The sequence below is a fragment of the Ferrovibrio terrae genome (assembly GCF_943371255.1).
GTDB lineage: Bacteria > Pseudomonadota > Alphaproteobacteria > Ferrovibrionales > Ferrovibrionaceae > Ferrovibrio > Ferrovibrio terrae_B.
In genome coordinates this window covers 1-15,442 of sequence record NZ_CALRUC010000108.1, presented here as the reverse complement: position 1 = coordinate 15,442, position 15,442 = coordinate 1, and the positions used below count along the sequence as shown (strand labels likewise).

Below are 15,442 nucleotides of genomic sequence, written 5' to 3'. Positions count from 1 at the left end.
AGCATCACCTGCACGATGTAGCGCGGGTTGTGCATCGGGAAGCCGGCAACAAAGGTGTTGAACAGCGCCTTGCGGTTATAACCGCCGCGCTCGTTGACCTTTTCCGAGGTGCCGGTCTTGCCGCCAACCATGTAGCCCTGCACGCCGGCCTTGGAACCGGTGCCCTCTTCCACCACCAGCGCCATCAGCTTGCGCATGGTGTCGCTGACATCGCGGCGGATCACCTGGCGGCCCGGTGCCGGCAGGCCGGGCGGACGCTTGATCAGGGTCGGCGGATGCAGCACGCCGCCATTGACGATGGCGGCCGTGGCAGTGGCGAGCTGCAGCGGCGTGACTGACAGACCATGGCCGAAGGCAATGGTCATGGTCTCGACGGTCTTCCAGTTGCGCGGGATCAGCGGCGCACCGATCTCAGGCAGTTCCAGCGCCGGCTTGTTCAGCATCCCTAAGCGCTGCATGAAGTCGCGCTGGCGTTCGGGGCCGACATCGACGGCCATCTTGGCCGAGCCGATATTGGACGAATACATGAAGATCTCCGGCACGCTGAGCCAGCGGTTCTTCGGGTGATCGTCCTTGATCGAAAAGCGCGAAATCTGGATCGGCCGGCTGGCATCATAGCCGCCGTTCAGCTTGACGGTGCCGTAATCCAGCGCCATCGCCGTGTTCAGCGTCTTCATGGTCGAGCCCATTTCGTACACACCGAGCGTGATACGATTGAAGCGCGCCTCCTTACTGGCGGTGCCGGGTTCGGCCGGATCGAAATCGGGCAGGCTGACCAGCGAAATGATCTCGCCGGTATGGACATCCAGCACGATGCCGCCGCCACCGATGGCGTTGAAAGTCTCGATCGCCCGGGCCACTTCGTCGCGCATCACATGCTGGACGCGCACATCGATGCTGAGTTCGAGCGGATCGCCGGTGCGGGTCGGATCGCGCAGCTGTTCATCGAAATGCTGCTCGACGCCTGAAATACCCTTGCCGTCGATATCGGTGTAACCGACGACATGCACGCCCATCGGGCCCTGCGGATAAACGCGACGCTGCTCGTTATGGAAATACAGGCCCGGAATGCCGAGGCGATTGACTTCATACTGCTCGCGCGGGGTCAGGCCGCGCTTGAGCCAGACAAAGCTCTTGCCCGATGCCAGCTTGGCCTGCACCTCGCCGACCGGCAGTTCAGGCAATGCCTGGGCCAGCCGCGTGGCGGCCTCGGCCGGATTCTGCAGCTTGCGCGGATCGGCGTAGAGCGAGGCGATCTTCAGATTGGTGGCGAGAATCTGGCCGTTGCGGTCGACCACCGGCTGGCGATCCATCAACGCGGTCTTGGCAACCAGTTCCGGATTGAAACCGCGCGCCAGCGTCGGCTCAGTGGCGCCGCGCAGCACGGTGAGTTCGACCAGGCGGCCGGCCAGCAGGACGAAGGCGAGCGAGAACAGGCCGATACCGATGACCAGGCGGCCGCGGCTGGCATCCAGCGCCTGCTTGGCCGCACCCTCCAGACGCACCAGCGCCGGGCTGCCGGGCATGTCAGCCGGCGTGCAGGGCGGACGCGGCTTCATCTTCTGCGGCGATTTCTGCGACCGGCGGAACAGCGCCATTACGGAGCCCTCCGCGAATCTTTGCCGGGGCGCTGCATGGCGCCCAGCACGGCGGCGACTTCGGCATCGAAGCCCGCAGGCGCCGGTGTATCACCCGCCGGCTTGGCGGCGACCTGCATGGAGGTGGCCGCAGCCTGCGCCGGCACGGCTGGCGCCGTCGCGACCGGCTGTGCCGGCGGTGCAACAGGTGCGGCGGCCATCGGCGGCAGCGCCGGAACCGGATTGGCCGGCGCGATCGTCGGCTGGCCGCGATCCTGGCGCCAGGGCAGCGATTCAATGGCGATGATGTCCTTGGCCGTGGTGGCGCGCATCTCTAGCAGGCGCTGGGCCTTGCCCTGCAGATAATCGGGCCGGCTGAGATAGCTCCATTCGGCCTGCAGCACGCCGATGGTCTCGCGCTCATGGCCGAGCGCGCGATTGAGTTCGATCAGCTCGTCTTCCAGCCGCTGCACTTCATAGGACAGCTGGTAAAGGCCGAAGGACACGACGGCGAGCAGCAACAGGGCGATGAGGGAGAGGCCGCGGCTCATGCTGCCTCCCGCATGTCATCGTCAGGCCAGACTGGAGCGGCAGTGCGTTTGGCGGCACGCAGCTTGGCGGACCGGGCGCGCGGATTGGCCGCCGTCTCGGTGTCGCTGGCCGCCAGCGCGCCCTTGTGCAGCAGCTCAAACGATGGCGCGCGAACCGCGACATTGGCCTGCGGCAGATGGCGCGAGCTGCCGGTCTGCTTGCCGCAGCGGCGATCGAGGAAATGCTTCACCACGCGATCTTCCAGCGAATGGAAGGACACGACCGCAAGGCGACCTTCGGGCTTGAGCAGTTTTTCGGCGGCGACCAGGCCGCGCTTCAGCTCGCCCAGTTCGTCATTCACCACGATGCGCAACGCCTGGAAGGTGCGGGTCGCCGGATTGATGCCCGGCGCGGCGCGCACGACGCGGGCAACGATCTGTGCCAGCTGGCGCGTGCGGGTGATCGGCGCCTCGATGCGGGCGGCAACGATGGCGCGCGCCACGGCACGGGCGCGGCGTTCCTCGCCATAGAGATAGATGATATCGGCCAGTTCGGCCTCGTCGCGCGAATTGACGATATCGGCGGCGGTCTCGCCCCGGTCGGCCATGCGCATGTCGAGCGGGCCGTCCTGCTGGAAGGAGAAGCCGCGTTCGGCCTGGTCGAGCTGCATGGAGGAGACACCGATATCCAGTGCCACACCATCCACGCCGTCGATGCCGATGGCCTGCAGCAGATCGGCCATGTCGCCGAAGCGGCCGGCCAGCAGGCGGAAACGACCGGGATAAGCGGCAGACACGCGATCGGCATGCACCTGCACGGTGGGGTCGCGGTCGATGCCGATCACCTGGCACTCCGCCGCAGCCAGCAGGGCCGCACTGTAACCACCCGCACCAAACGTCCCGTCCACCACAACGTCGCCGGCGCCCGGATTGAGCGCCGCCACGACTTCACTGCACATCACCGAGAGATGAACCGTTCCTGCGGCTTTTTCATGGCCGTTTGTGTCTTGCGGGCGGGAACGATCCGCCGGGCTCACGATTTTGCTCCCGGATTCCCGCCACTGCGCAGCCAGGCGGCGGCCTTGGCTCGCGCTTCGCTGGCACGGACCTCCCAGGCCTTGGGTTCCCAGATCTGGAAGCTGTGGCGACGGCCGACAAAGACCGCCTCGCCTGGCGAAGCCAGACCGGCATGGTCGAGAAACTGCGGCTGCAACTGGATGCGGCCTTCCTGGTCAAGGCTCAGCTCACTCAGAAAGGGCAGCAGGCCGTCGATCAGCATTTCGCGTTCGGGATGCAGATCGGGCAGCTCATCGATGCGGCGATTGACGCCGTCGAGATAATCGCGGCCACCGGCGACCAGTGCCGGCGCAGAAATATCAGGACCGAGGATCAGGCCGCCCTCGGGCTGGCGACGGGTCAGCAGGGCGCGATACGGCGCCGGCACGGAAACCCGTCCCTTGGCGTCGATCCGATTCCTGAAGGTGGAGAGAAACAGCTCCACGCCGCGCCCCCGCGCTCTCTCCCGGCGAACTGCCCCCCTTGGGCATCCTGACCTGGGATAGGATGGGATAACATGGGCCTATATGGGGGTCAATGGAAATTAACGGTCTGTTATGGTGATTCGACCCCATGATCGGCCAATGATCTCGGGCACTTGCACGCAGGTCGATCCTAATAAATTCACTTAATGTTCTCATTTGTTCTCATCGATCTGCCTTGATCTCGCCACCCTGCTCGGCCTACATCGACACACACAGGGGAAGGCGCAGACACACCAATGCAGATTGGCATTCGCAATGTCGGGGAACGACTGGCCCGGCGGCTCATGGCCGCTGTGCGAACGGCCGTTTGTGCAGCCGTTGTACTGGCGCCGCTGGCAGGGTTTGCGGCGGTCAATGAATTCCTGCCGCGCGAGGCGCCGTCGCTGAAGCGCTTTGCCATCGTGGCCGGCACCGCCAACAACCAGTGTCTGACCACCCAGCTGATCAACAATGACATCAAGCGCCTGCGGGCCAACGTGCTGCTGTCGCCCTGCGAATTCAACATCGACAACCTGACGCAGGGTTTCTTCATCAGCCGGCCGCTGCAGCAGAATGCCTATCAGATCTTCTTCGCCGCCAATCCGAGCTATTGCCTGGCGATGGAGCCGCGCGCCCAGATCCTGGTGGTTTCGGCCTGCGCGCTGAATACCGAAATGCTGGAGCAGCTGCCGCAGCTGTGGGATATCAAGGGCGGTGGCCTGTCGCTGAAGGCCCGAGACGGCAAGCGCTGGTGTCTCGACACCCGCGCCAAGCAGGGCTTCTCGGCGATCTTCGAGCCGCATTTCAGTGAATGCCCGGAACAGATTCCGGATGCCTTCCTGCTGCGCGTCAGCCGCTGAGCGAAATCCTTCAGTTTCAGACTAAGGCGCCAGACGGCCTGTAAGCCGGGTTCTGTCCCCCCACACCAAAATTGCTTCTGGCGTGAGATGGACGGTCATTCCTCTGGGACGCCCATTGCTGGACGCCTCGCGCGACCGACCCGGATGGCAAACCGGAAACAGTTCTGCAGGCTTGCGCCTGCGGCCATCCCTATTTGGTCTTGCTCCCGGTGGGGTTTGCCATGCCGCTTCCGTTACCGGACGCGCGGTGCGCTCTTACCGCACCCTTTCACCCTTGCCATGAGACCAGGATAAATCCTGGTGTCATGGCGGTCTGCTCTCTGTGGCACTGTCCCTGGGGTCGCCCCCGCCGGGCGTTACCCGGCACCGTGTTTCCGTGGAGCCCGGACTTTCCTCGACGCTCCGAAGAACGCCGCGACCGTCCAGCCGTCTGGCACGGCGCACAGGTAGGCGCCGGCGCCGGCGCAGTCAAGTACAAAGGGTCAGCTGGCGGCGCGTTCGCTGCTGATCCGGCGCATATTCACCTGGTCGGCGATATGGCGGATCAGGCTGGTGGTCTCGGCATCGCTGATGCCATCGACCTGATCCTGGCGCCAGTGGCGCTGGAAGGCGCGCACCACGGCCTCGGTGGCGGGGTCGTAGAATCCGCTGCCCTCGATGCCGTAGCCGATGCGGTCGAGCGCGACCTGCAGCTCCAGCACGGCGCCGCTGCGTTCGCCCGGCTGCATCGACGGCGCGTGCGGCGAAACCTTGAAGTCCCCGGCCCACCAGCGGCCGAAGCCGGCGGCATGCAGCCGGTGCCAGGGAAACAGTTCACCCGGATCTTCCTTGCGCATCGGCGCGATATCGGAATGGGCGACGTAATTGCCCGGCATCATCTCGTAACGGGTGGCCATGTCTTTCAGCAGGGCAATCAGCGCATCGATCTGCACAGTGGGGAATTCGCGATAGCCGAATTCATGACCCGGATTGACCAGCTCGATGCCGATCGAGCGCGCATTGACATCGCGCACGCCGCGCCAGAAGGCAACGCCGGCATGCCAGGCGCGCTTGTCTTCGGGCACCAGGCGATAGATCGTGCCGTCTTCATCGATCACGTAATGGGCGCTGACCTTGGCTTCAGGGTCGCACAGGCGCTGCAGCGCTGCTGCCGCCGTCGGCATGCCGGTATAATGCAGCACGACCATATCGACAGGCCGGCGGCCACTGCGTTCATCAAAATTCGGCGACGGATGCTCGACAAAGGACAGGGTCAATCACCGGCTCCCTTGGTTTCCAGTGCCGCTTTTTCCGGGGCCACGCCCCGTGCATCGGCCACCTTGCCTTCGCGCGTGGCAACGATCAAGACGCCCAGCAGGGTGATGGCCGAGCCAAGGATGACACGGCCGCTCAGCTGTTCGTTGAGGAAGAACACGCCGGCCAGCACGCCGAAGATCGGCGCCAGCGTGAAGCCGGGATTGACGATGCTGACCGGATAGCGGCGCAGCAGGTAATAGGCGCCGCCATGGCCGATCAGCGACACCAGCACGGCGGCATAGGCAATCGCACCCCAATGCCAGACACTGGCCGACAGGGTCTGTTCGACATGACCGTCTTCCAGCAGCAGCGAGATCAACAGCAGGCTGGGCGCGCTCAGGATACCGACCCAGGCCTGCATGGTGAATGTATTGACATCGTGGATGCGGCGCACCGTGATCTGGCCGATCGAGAAAATGATCACCGCCATCAGGATGAGGCCGATGGCAACCTGGTAGTTCATTACTTTCGGGTCGAAACTGATCACCACCGCGCCGCTGAAGGCCAGCGCAATACCCAGGCTGCGCTTCCAGCGCACCCGCTCGCCGAGGAACAGCACGGCCATCAGGGTGGAGATCGGCACGCCCAGCTGGGTCACCACGGCCACCACCGAAACATCATCGGCCTTGGCGATGCCGATGATGATGAGTGCAAAATGCAGGGTGCCCATGCACAGCGCGGCGATGATCACGTTGCGCATCTGGCCGGGACACCAGCGCAGCCAGGGCAGCGTCAGGATCGCAACCAGCGCGAACCGCAGCGCGGTGAACAGCACGGGCGGAAAATGATCGACCGCAAGCTTGGTGACGACAAAATTGCCGCCCCAGATCGCGCAGATCAAGAGCATAAGGGACAGATGCTGGGGCTTCATGGGGCGCGACCCTAGCAAAGCCGGCCCATCGCGGGCTACGCTTGTTTACAGACGGGCCATGCGCTGGCTGCAAGGGGGGTATGCGGCCCCTGTTCCGGTTATGCCGGAGTTATGCCCGGTTTGCAGGCATGCAGGGCAATGAGAGGGCAGACGGCATGGCGAAAGCAGCGACATCGAAGCGCAAGCAGAAATCCCCCGCGCGACGCCCGATCGTGTCTTCCGCCCATCTGGTCAGCGAAAAGCTGGAAGGCCTGAGCGAGTTTGAATTCGCCCTGATGATGACCGGCAATGCCTTCAATCGCTGGATCGTGCGCTGCATGACGGCCGCTGGCCAGGGCGACCTGGCCGCACTGGATGTGATGGTGCTGCACGGGGTGAATCATCGCGACCGACCCAAGCGCCTGGCCGATCTCTGCCTGGTGCTGAATGTCGAGGATTCCCACACCGTCAATTACGGCCTGAAAAAGATGGTGCGGCTGGGCCTGATCGCCGGCACCCGGCGCGGCAAGGAGATCTTCTACAGCACCACGCCGAAAGGCCGCGCGCTGTGCATGGAATACCGCAAGATCCGCGAGCAGCTGCTGGGCGAAGCCTTCGGCCTGCTGGGCCAGCCGCAAGGTGACCTCTCCCGGGTGGCTGATTTGATGCGCGCCCTGTCGGGAAGTTACGACCAGGCGGCCCGGGCGGCCGCCTCGCTTTAACAGCCCGTCGATAACGTTGACAAATTATCAACGTTTTGTAACCGTCTGCCTCCCGGCTACCCTTGGCCGGGCCTTATGGAGCCCCGCATGACCCAGCCCGCCGCGCCCCTCTCGCCCCATGCCCAGTGGGAATTCTGGATCGACCGCGGCGGCACCTTCACCGATATCGTCGGCCGCAAACCGGGCGGCGAGATCGTCACTCATAAGCTGCTGTCGGAAAACCCGGAGCGCTACAAGGATGCCGCCGTGCAGGGCATCCGCGACCTGCTGGGGCTCAAGACCGGTGATGCTCTCCCTAAGGGCAAAATCGCCGCTGTGAAGATGGGCACCACCGTGGCGACCAATGCGCTGCTGGAGCGCAAGGGCGACCGCGTGCTGCTGCTGGTCTCGGAAGGTTTCGCCGACCAGTTGCGCATTGGCTATCAGACCCGGCCGAATCTCTTCGCCCTGCATATCCAGTTGCCCGAGATGCTGTATGAGCGCGTGGTGGAAATCCCTGAGCGCGTGCGCAACGATGGAAGCATCGAGACCCCGCTGGATCTCAAGGCCGCCGAGGCCGCACTGAAGGCGGCCTATGCCGATGGCATCCGCAGTGTCGCCGTGCTGTTCATGCATGGCTATCGCTATAGCGACCATGAAGCAAAAGTCGCGGCACTGGCGAAGCAGATCGGCTTCACCCAGGTCTCGGCCAGCCATCAGGTCTCGCCGCTGATCAAATTCGTCAGCCGCGGCGACACCACGGTGGTCGATGCCTATGTCTCGCCGATCCTGCGCCGCTATGTCGACCAGGTGGGCAGCGAGCTGGATGCGGCCAACACGGCGCTGCGACTGATGTTCATGCAGTCGAACGGCGGCCTCGCCGATGCCAATTTCTTCCAGGGCAAGGACAGCATCCTGTCCGGCCCGGCCGGCGGCGTGGTCGGCCTGGTGGAAACCTCGACGCGGGCCGGCTTTACCAAGGTGATCGGCTTCGACATGGGTGGCACCTCGACCGATGTCAGCCATTATGCCGGCGAATACGAACGTGCCTTCGAGACCATGGTGGCCGGTGTGCGCATGCGCGCACCGATGATGATGATCAACACGGTGGCGGCCGGCGGCGGCTCGATCCTGCATTTCGACGGCGCGCGCTATCGCGTCGGGCCTGATTCGGCCGGCGCCAATCCCGGCCCGGCCTGCTATCGCCGCGGCGGGCCACTGGCGGTGACCGACTGCAACGTGGTGCTGGGCAAGCTGCAGCCTGATTTCTTCCCCGCCGTCTTCGGCCCCGATGGCGACCAGCCGCTGGATGCCGATGTGGTGAAGACCAAGTTCGCCGAATTGCAGGCGCGCATCAATGCCGAGAGCGGCGACACCCGCAGCATCGAGGAAATGGCCGAAGGCTTCCTCGCCATCGCCGTCGAGAACATGGCCAACGCGATCAAGAAGATTTCGGTGGCGCGCGGCTATGACGTGACCAAATACGTGCTGTCCAGTTTTGGCGGTGCCGGCGGCCAGCATGCCTGCCTGGTGGCCGATGCGCTCGGTATGACCGAAGTGCTGCTGCACCCCTTGGCTGGCGTGCTCTCGGCCTATGGCATGGGCCTGGCCGACCAGCGCGTGCTGAAGGAGAAATCGGCCGAAGTGGCGCTGGAAGCTGCCGCCCTGCCCGGCCTGTCGAAAGCGCTGGATGCGCTGGCGGCGGAGTCTCATGCCGAGATGCTGCGCCAGGGCGTGGCGCCCGAGAAGATCACGGTGATCCGCAAGCTGCATGTTCGATATGGAGGCTCCGACTCTGCTTTGGAAGTCGAGTTCGGCAGCCTCGACCAGATCAAGACGGCTTTTGAGACCGCGCATCGCCAGCGGTTCGGTTTCATCAGCCCGGAAAAGGCGCTGATTGCCGGCTCGGTCGCCATCGAGGTCGTGGGCCAGGGCGAACGCGCACCCGATACAGTGGAGCCGATCGTCGATCCGCGGGCGCAGGATGCCATCCCGGTGCTGGCCAGGCGCAAGGCCTATATGGCCAGTGGCTGGCGCGACACGCCGGTCTATGACCGCGCGGCCTTACGCCCGGGTGAGACCATCAAGGGACCGGCCATCGTGATCGAGCCGACCAGCACCATCGTGCTGGAGCCCGGCTGGCAGGCCAGGCTGACCGAACGCCGCGACCTGGTGCTCAAGCGCGTGGAAGCCCTGCCCGAGCGCCGGGCGATTGGCACATCCGTCGATCCGGTGATGCTGGAAATCTTCAACAACCTGTTCATGTCGATCGCCGAGCAGATGGGCAGCGTGCTGGAGAAGACCGCCTACTCGGTCAACATCAAGGAGCGGCTCGATTTCTCCTGCGCCATTTTCGATCTGGATGGCGAGCTGATCGCCAATGCGCCGCATATGCCGGTGCATCTGGGCTCGATGTCGGAATCGATCAAGACGGTGATGCGCAAGCGCGCCGGCCAGATGAAGCCGGGCGATGTCTATGTGCTGAACGCACCATACGCGGGCGGCACGCATCTGCCCGATGTCACCGTCATCACGCCGGTATTCGACAAGGCCGGCCAGGAGGTGCTGTTCTATCTGGGCAGCCGCGGGCATCATGCCGATATCGGCGGCACCACGCCCGGTTCGATGCCGCCGGACAGCCGCACGGTGGAAGATGAAGGCGTGCTGCTGGACAACGTGCTGCTGGTCGATGGCGGCAGGCTGCTCGAAGCCGAGATGGTCGAGATTCTCAAATCCGGCAAATATCCCTCGCGCAATCCGGCGCAGAATATCGCCGACCTGAAGGCGCAGTTGGCTTCCTGTGAAAAGGGTGCGCAGGAGTTGCGCAAGATGGTCGACCAGTTCGGCCTCGATGTCGTGCGCGCCTACATGAATCACGTACAGGATAATGCAGAAGAATCCGTGCGCCGCGTGATCAGCCGGCTGAAGGATGGCCAGTTCACCTATCCGATGGACGATGGCTTCGAAATCAAGGTGAAGGTGACGGTGAACCACAAGGACCGCACCGCCAAGATCGACTTCACCGGCACCTCCGGTGTGCATCCGACCAACTACAATGCGCCGACCGCCGTGTGTGTCGCCGCCGTACTCTATGCCTTCCGCTGCCTGGTGGATTCCGACATTCCGCTGAACGGCGGCTGCCTGAAGCCGCTGGAGATCATCATCCCGAAAAACTCGATGCTCGATCCGGTCTATCCGGCCGCTACCGTGGCCGGCAATGTCGAAACCAGCCAGTGCATCACCGATACCATCTTCGGCGCACTCGGCGTGATGGCCGCGGCGCAGGGCACGATGAACAACTTCACCTTCGGCAATAACGAGTACCAGTATTACGAAACCATCTGTGGCGGCTCGGGCGCCGGCCCCGATTTCGATGGCTGCGATGCGGTGCATACGCATATGACCAATGCCCGCCTCACCGACCCCGAGGTGTTGGAATTCCGTTTCCCGGTGCTGCTGGAAAGCTTCCGCATCCGGCGCGGCTCGGGCGGCAAGGGCAGGCACCGGGGCGGCGACGGCACCATCCGCCGCATGCGCTTCCTCACCCCCATGGTGGCCACCCTGCTCTCCTCGCACCGCACCGTGCCGCCCTTTGGCCTCGAAGGCGGCGGCACTGGCGAAACCGGGCGCCAGTGGGTGGAACGCACATCTGGCGCGAAGGAGCCGATGGACGGCCGCTGCTCGACGCCGATGCAGCCCGGCGATGTCTTTGTCATTTCCACGCCGTCCGGCGGCGGCTTCGGCAAGGCGGTCGACCTGAAGCAGGCGGCGGAATAATCCCTGCCTCCGCTGTCGGGCCGTTTGCTGTAAGCTGCGGCCCGATGCGGATTCGATTCTGTACCTTCGCGCCGGCAGCGACCATGGCCAGCGGCCATAGCGATCTGGCCAGCCTGCGCTATCGCGCCCTGCTGCCGGCCGCCGCCCTGCGCGCCGCCGGCCATGACGCCGCCGTGCTGGGGCTTGAGCAATGGGCACAGCCGACGACGGACCTGATCGATGCCGATGCGGTGATCCTGACCCAGCCCAAGGAAGGCGTGTTGCTGCAGCCGGCGCATATCCAGGCCATCGGCGCGCTCGGCGCGGCGCTCGGCGACCGCCTGATCGTCGATGTCTGCGATCTCAAGCTTGGCGAGGATTTTCTCGGCTATATCGCGCAACAGCGCGGCGCCGACCTTGCGGCTGGCTGCCGCAGCTTCTATCCCGCCCTGCTCGGCCGTGCCGGCCGCATCGTCGCCGCTTCCGCCGCGCTGGCGACACAGCTGCGCGAACATCTGCCGGATGCCAGGATCAGCGTGATCGGCGATGTGGTGGAAGTCGCCGCCGATACCGTTCGCTTTGCCCCGGGCGAGACTCTCAACCTGCTGTGGTTCGGTTTCTTTGGCGCTCATGCGGCCGCCCTGCATCGTTTCTGCGCCGAAGATCTGCCGGCGCTGGCTTCACAGCACGCCGTTCACCTGACGCTGCTCTGCGAACCGCTCGGCGCCACCCTGATCGAGACCCTGCGCAGCAAGGCTACCCCGGCGCAGATCGCCGCCCTGCCCTGGTCGGTGCCGGCGCTGCAATCTGCATTGGCGGCCTGCGATGCCGTCGTGCTGCCGTTTGACCATGGCAACACCCTGGTGCGCGGCAAAAGCGCCAACCGTGCGCTGCAGGCGCTGCAGGCCGGGCGTGCCGTTTTCGCCCACCCGCTCGAAAGCTATCGCGAACTGGCGCCGTATATCGCGCTGGCAGACGCGCTGCCGCAGGCTGTGCTGGCCGGCCTTGCCGATCCGGATGCCGTGATCGAGCGCACCCTGGCCGGACAGGCGCATGTCGCCACACATTACAGCCCCGCGGCCATCGCCCGACTCTGGCTGGCCACAGCAGGCTAAAACATCCCTGCCGCAATTCCGCCACAGGACTCTGGCTAAAGATCGGAGTAATCCTGCTGCGGCAGACTTGTATTCTGCTGTCGCGATATCGGGGAAGAGGGGCCGTGACCTGCCGCATCCGATCCAGCGCAGCTGTGCTGTACGCGCTTGCCGGCCTGCTGGCGGCATTGGCGTCGCCGGAGATCAGCGCGCAATCGCGACTGCCGCCCTGCCCGATGATCATCACGCCGGCCGATGCCGGCTATTGCCAGGTCATCCCGGTTTTGCCCGATGTGGAGAATCTGCCCGAAACCCTGCGCAGCGATCTGGCTCTGCTCGCCTACAACCCCGATGAGGGCAATTATTTGCTGACGCGCCAGCCGCTGTTCGCGCCCGGCGATGTCAGCCTGCTGAGCCGCCGTTTCGACACACTGCCGCAGATCGACACGGACAGCGACAAAATGACTGTTTACAGCGAGCGCGATGCCGCGCCAGGTGCGCTGCAGAAAGCCTATGACGTGCCGTTTTTCGACGGGCTGGCGCTGAGCAACGACAGCGCCATCAGCCAGAGCGGCAGCAGCGATAACGAAAACCGCGCGGCACGCAGCAAATTCGGCCTCGCCTACGAGGAATACGGTCTCACTTTCAAGGTCGATCCCGATGCCGCCGCCAACTGGAGCGATCTGGCCGGCAGCAGCAGCCGGCGCTTTGGTATCGACAATTCGGTATCCGCCATGATCGCGGATGACCTGACCCTGACGCTGTCGACCGGCTATACGACCGAGTCCTCGCCCGGCAATCCGCTGTCGGTCAGCAGCAACGAACGCCACCGGATTGCCGTCGCGCAGCATTTCGCCAGCGGCTACAGGCTCGGCGCCTCGGCGCAGCGCCGCAATGAATACACCTATGGCACCGAGCGCGATCTCAACATCCTTGGTCTGCAGATCGGCGTGCCGCTGGGCGAATCCCTCAACCTGACTGCCAGCCATGAATTCGGCCTCGGCGAGAAACGCGATCTCAACACCCGCAACGCCGTGCCGCTCTATGGTCGCCGGCAGAACCTGGACCTGCAGCTGCACTGGACTCCGGCGGCCCTGGCCAGCCGCGCCATGACGCTGATGGCCGGCTACACCGTGACCCAGGACGACATGGCCGGCACGGCAGACCCCTATCTGACCCAGGCCCGGCTCAACCTGGCCATGCGGTTCTGAACCGGGCAGTTCCAAGCACTCATTGCACTGGAAACAGATCGCCGTCGGGCCAGGACTTCACCGCATTGGCGGCGCGCCACAGCGTCACATCTAGATCATGCGCGAAACCCTTGCGATCCTTCGGCCGCATGTTGAAGGTGGCGATCCAGGCTTGGCCGCCCGCCGTACGTACGGCCAGCGTCTTGGTACCGGCATGCGAGCCGCTATGCCACCAGTTCAGCCCGCCCTTGACCGGCCGCACCGAGAAGCCGAGCCCATAGTAAGATGGTTTTTGCTCCAGCCCGGGTGGTGGTGCCAGCATCAGCTTCACTGTCACCGGCTTCAGCAGTGCCAGGCCGCGCTGGCCATCGACAGCCGTGATGAAGCGCAGATAGTCCGGCGCCGAGGCAATCCAGCCGCCAAAGGAATCCATCGTCTCCATCGCATAGCCGCCATAGGGCGCCAGCACCATGCGCGCCGAACCCATACCGGGAATGGCCTCCACCAGCGGCGCGCCGGGATAGTCGTAATAGGCCGCCTCGCCCTCGGCCATCTCGAAGGTGCGTGCCAGCTGCATCTCCACGGCACCGGCAGACACCAACACATGCTGCCGCACATAATCGCCGTAGGCTTGTCCGCTGATCCGCTCGATCACGCGGCCGAGGATGCAGTAGCCGATATTCGAATAGGCGTAGCGCGTGCCGGGATCGAAATCGAGTTTGCGTTCCAGATTGTCGCGCAGGATGATTTCGCAGCTTGGCGGCAATGCCGCCTTCTGCCGGGCCGCCGCATGGGCCGAGTGCGGCAGGAACACCCCGTCGCCCGATACGCCGCGGTCGAAGCCGGCGGTGTGATGCAGGAGCTGCCGGATCGTAATCGCGTGAACGCGCGCATCGGCAATGGCCTCAGGACGCGGTCCGATCTCACCCAGCAACGGCAACAGCGGATCGTCGAGACCGAGGCGGCCCTGCTCCACCAGTTGCAGCACGGCCACCGCCGTCAGCGGCTTGGCCAGGCTGCCAAGCCGGAAGCGCGTGGTGGGCTGCACCGGAATCTGCTTTTCGCGATCAGCCAGCCCGTAGCCACGTGCCAGCACGATGCGGCCCTGCGTGGCGACGGCAAGGCCGCCACCCGGCAGCTTCCATCTTTCGATGAGGCCCGCCATTTCCATATCGAAGGATTCTAGGCCAGGCAGCGCGCGCCCGGTTGGCTGGACAAGTGACGGCTGGGCAAGGGCTGGTTGCAGGCACAGGCAGAACAGCAGTACGGCCGGCCCGATCCACAGGAGCCGGGCTGCACGCATCGCTGTCTGCAGCGTCCCCCACATGGCGCGAGTGTATCGCGCCGGCCGCCGTTTGGCCCCAGGAAATTGCCGCCGCTCTGCCGCAACGGCAGTCTTTCCAAGCGCCGGCAGACTGCTAGACTCCTGCCCAGGGAGAAACGCCATGACGGATACCGTATTCGATGTCCTCAACCAGCCGCCGGCGCTGGAGGACTACAATCTGTTCACGACCGATCATGCCCTGATGCAGGCGACCGAGCTGAACGGTGCCGGCTGGGCGAAGGATCGCCTCACCGTCTATGGCAGCCGGCTGGGCGATGCCGAGACCATCGAACAGGGCCGGCTGGCCCATAAAAACCCGCCGCAGCTCAAACTGTTCGACCGCTTCGGCCACCGGCTTGACGAGGTCGAGTTCCATCCGGCCTGGCACAGCATCATGGCGCTGATCATCGGCGAGGGCCTGCATTCGGCGCCCTGGGCCGAGCCCAAGCCGGGCGCGCATGTCGCGCGCGCCGCCGCCTATATCATGCATGCGCAGATCGAGCCGGGCAGCCAGTGTCCCACCACGATGACCTATGGCAGCGTGCCGGCGATCCGCAAGGACAAGCATCTGGCTGAAACCTGGCTGCCGAAAATCTATTCGCGACAGTATGACGGCAGCAACCGGCCGGTGACGCAGAAGACCGGCGCCCTGATCGGCATGGGCATGACCGAAAAGCAAGGCGGCTCGGATGTGCGCAGCAACACGACCGTCGCAAAGCCCGTCGGTGCCGGCGGTCCGGGCGA

At 64.7% G+C, this 15,442-nt stretch carries 12 protein-coding genes, 1 other RNA gene and 1 pseudogene; 6 read left to right on the top strand and 8 right to left on the bottom strand.

Annotation, left to right across the window (positions count from 1 at the left end):
- The 4 genes from AAG799_RS18485 to AAG799_RS18470 form a co-directional block, all read right to left on the bottom strand.
- A partial coding sequence (locus AAG799_RS18485) for a penicillin-binding protein 2 (RefSeq protein ID WP_341898244.1) occupies positions 1-1,598 on the bottom strand: 1,598 nt, incomplete at its 3' end.
- Entirely contained in the window at positions 1,598-2,128 is a 531-nt protein-coding gene (locus AAG799_RS18480; protein WP_341898243.1) for a hypothetical protein, read from the bottom strand. The genes AAG799_RS18485 and AAG799_RS18480, both read right to left, overlap by 1 nt.
- Entirely contained in the window at positions 2,125-3,069 is a 945-nt protein-coding gene (gene rsmH / locus AAG799_RS18475; protein ID WP_341898246.1) for a 16S rRNA (cytosine(1402)-N(4))-methyltransferase RsmH, read from the bottom strand. Before rsmH ends, AAG799_RS18480 begins: the two co-directional genes overlap by 4 nt.
- 71 nt (positions 3,070-3,140) lie before the next feature.
- Positions 3,141-3,608 (bottom strand): MraZ family transcriptional regulator, encoded by a 468-nt coding sequence (locus AAG799_RS18470; protein ID WP_341898241.1) that lies wholly within the window; start codon positions 3,606-3,608, stop codon positions 3,141-3,143.
- A gap of 324 nt (positions 3,609-3,932) precedes the next feature.
- Between AAG799_RS18470 and AAG799_RS18465 the strand changes: the two genes are divergently transcribed.
- Positions 3,933-4,487 (top strand): hypothetical protein, encoded by a 555-nt coding sequence (locus AAG799_RS18465; protein WP_341898239.1) that lies wholly within the window; start codon positions 3,933-3,935, stop codon positions 4,485-4,487.
- A gap of 25 nt (positions 4,488-4,512) precedes the next feature.
- Here AAG799_RS18465 and rnpB read toward each other — a convergent pair.
- The 3 genes from rnpB to AAG799_RS18450 all read right to left on the bottom strand — a co-directional run bounded on the left by rnpB (position 4,513) and on the right by AAG799_RS18450 (position 6,630).
- Positions 4,513-4,921, bottom strand: an RNA gene (rnpB, locus tag AAG799_RS18460) — RNase P RNA component class A.
- A 48-nt stretch (positions 4,922-4,969) separates the two neighbouring features.
- Positions 4,970-5,743 (bottom strand): N-acetylmuramoyl-L-alanine amidase, encoded by a 774-nt coding sequence (locus AAG799_RS18455; RefSeq protein ID WP_341898237.1) that lies wholly within the window; start codon positions 5,741-5,743, stop codon positions 4,970-4,972.
- Positions 5,740-6,630 carry a DMT family transporter gene (locus AAG799_RS18450; protein WP_341898236.1) on the bottom strand — a complete coding sequence of 297 codons (891 nt, stop codon included), beginning with the start codon at positions 6,628-6,630 and terminating at the stop codon, positions 5,740-5,742. The genes AAG799_RS18455 and AAG799_RS18450 overlap by 4 nt, the downstream gene beginning before the upstream one ends.
- A gap of 179 nt (positions 6,631-6,809) precedes the next feature.
- Between AAG799_RS18450 and AAG799_RS18445 the strand changes: the two genes are divergently transcribed.
- The 4 genes from AAG799_RS18445 to AAG799_RS18430 all read left to right on the top strand — a co-directional run bounded on the left by AAG799_RS18445 (position 6,810) and on the right by AAG799_RS18430 (position 13,395).
- Positions 6,810-7,355: a winged helix DNA-binding protein gene (locus AAG799_RS18445; protein ID WP_341898234.1), complete on the top strand. Its 546-nt coding sequence runs from the start codon at positions 6,810-6,812 to the stop codon at positions 7,353-7,355.
- A gap of 87 nt (positions 7,356-7,442) precedes the next feature.
- Positions 7,443-11,111 carry a hydantoinase B/oxoprolinase family protein gene (locus AAG799_RS18440; protein WP_341898233.1) on the top strand — a complete coding sequence of 1,223 codons (3,669 nt, stop codon included), beginning with the start codon at positions 7,443-7,445 and terminating at the stop codon, positions 11,109-11,111.
- A gap of 83 nt (positions 11,112-11,194) precedes the next feature.
- Positions 11,195-12,205, top strand: a complete 1,011-nt coding sequence (locus AAG799_RS18435) for a hypothetical protein (protein ID WP_341898231.1) — start codon at positions 11,195-11,197, stop codon at positions 12,203-12,205.
- 134 nt (positions 12,206-12,339) lie between these two features.
- A complete protein-coding gene (locus AAG799_RS18430) occupies positions 12,340-13,395 on the top strand; it encodes a hypothetical protein (protein WP_341898229.1) in 1,056 nt (351 codons plus the stop codon).
- A gap of 19 nt (positions 13,396-13,414) precedes the next feature.
- On the opposite strand, the gene AAG799_RS18425 is transcribed toward AAG799_RS18430, so the two are convergent.
- A complete protein-coding gene (locus tag AAG799_RS18425) occupies positions 13,415-14,539 on the bottom strand; it encodes a serine hydrolase domain-containing protein (protein ID WP_341898227.1) in 1,125 nt (374 codons plus the stop codon).
- A gap of 280 nt (positions 14,540-14,819) precedes the next feature.
- Here AAG799_RS18425 and AAG799_RS18420 point away from each other — a divergent pair.
- A pseudogene (locus AAG799_RS18420) lies at positions 14,820-15,442 on the top strand (hypothetical protein); the annotation flags it as partial.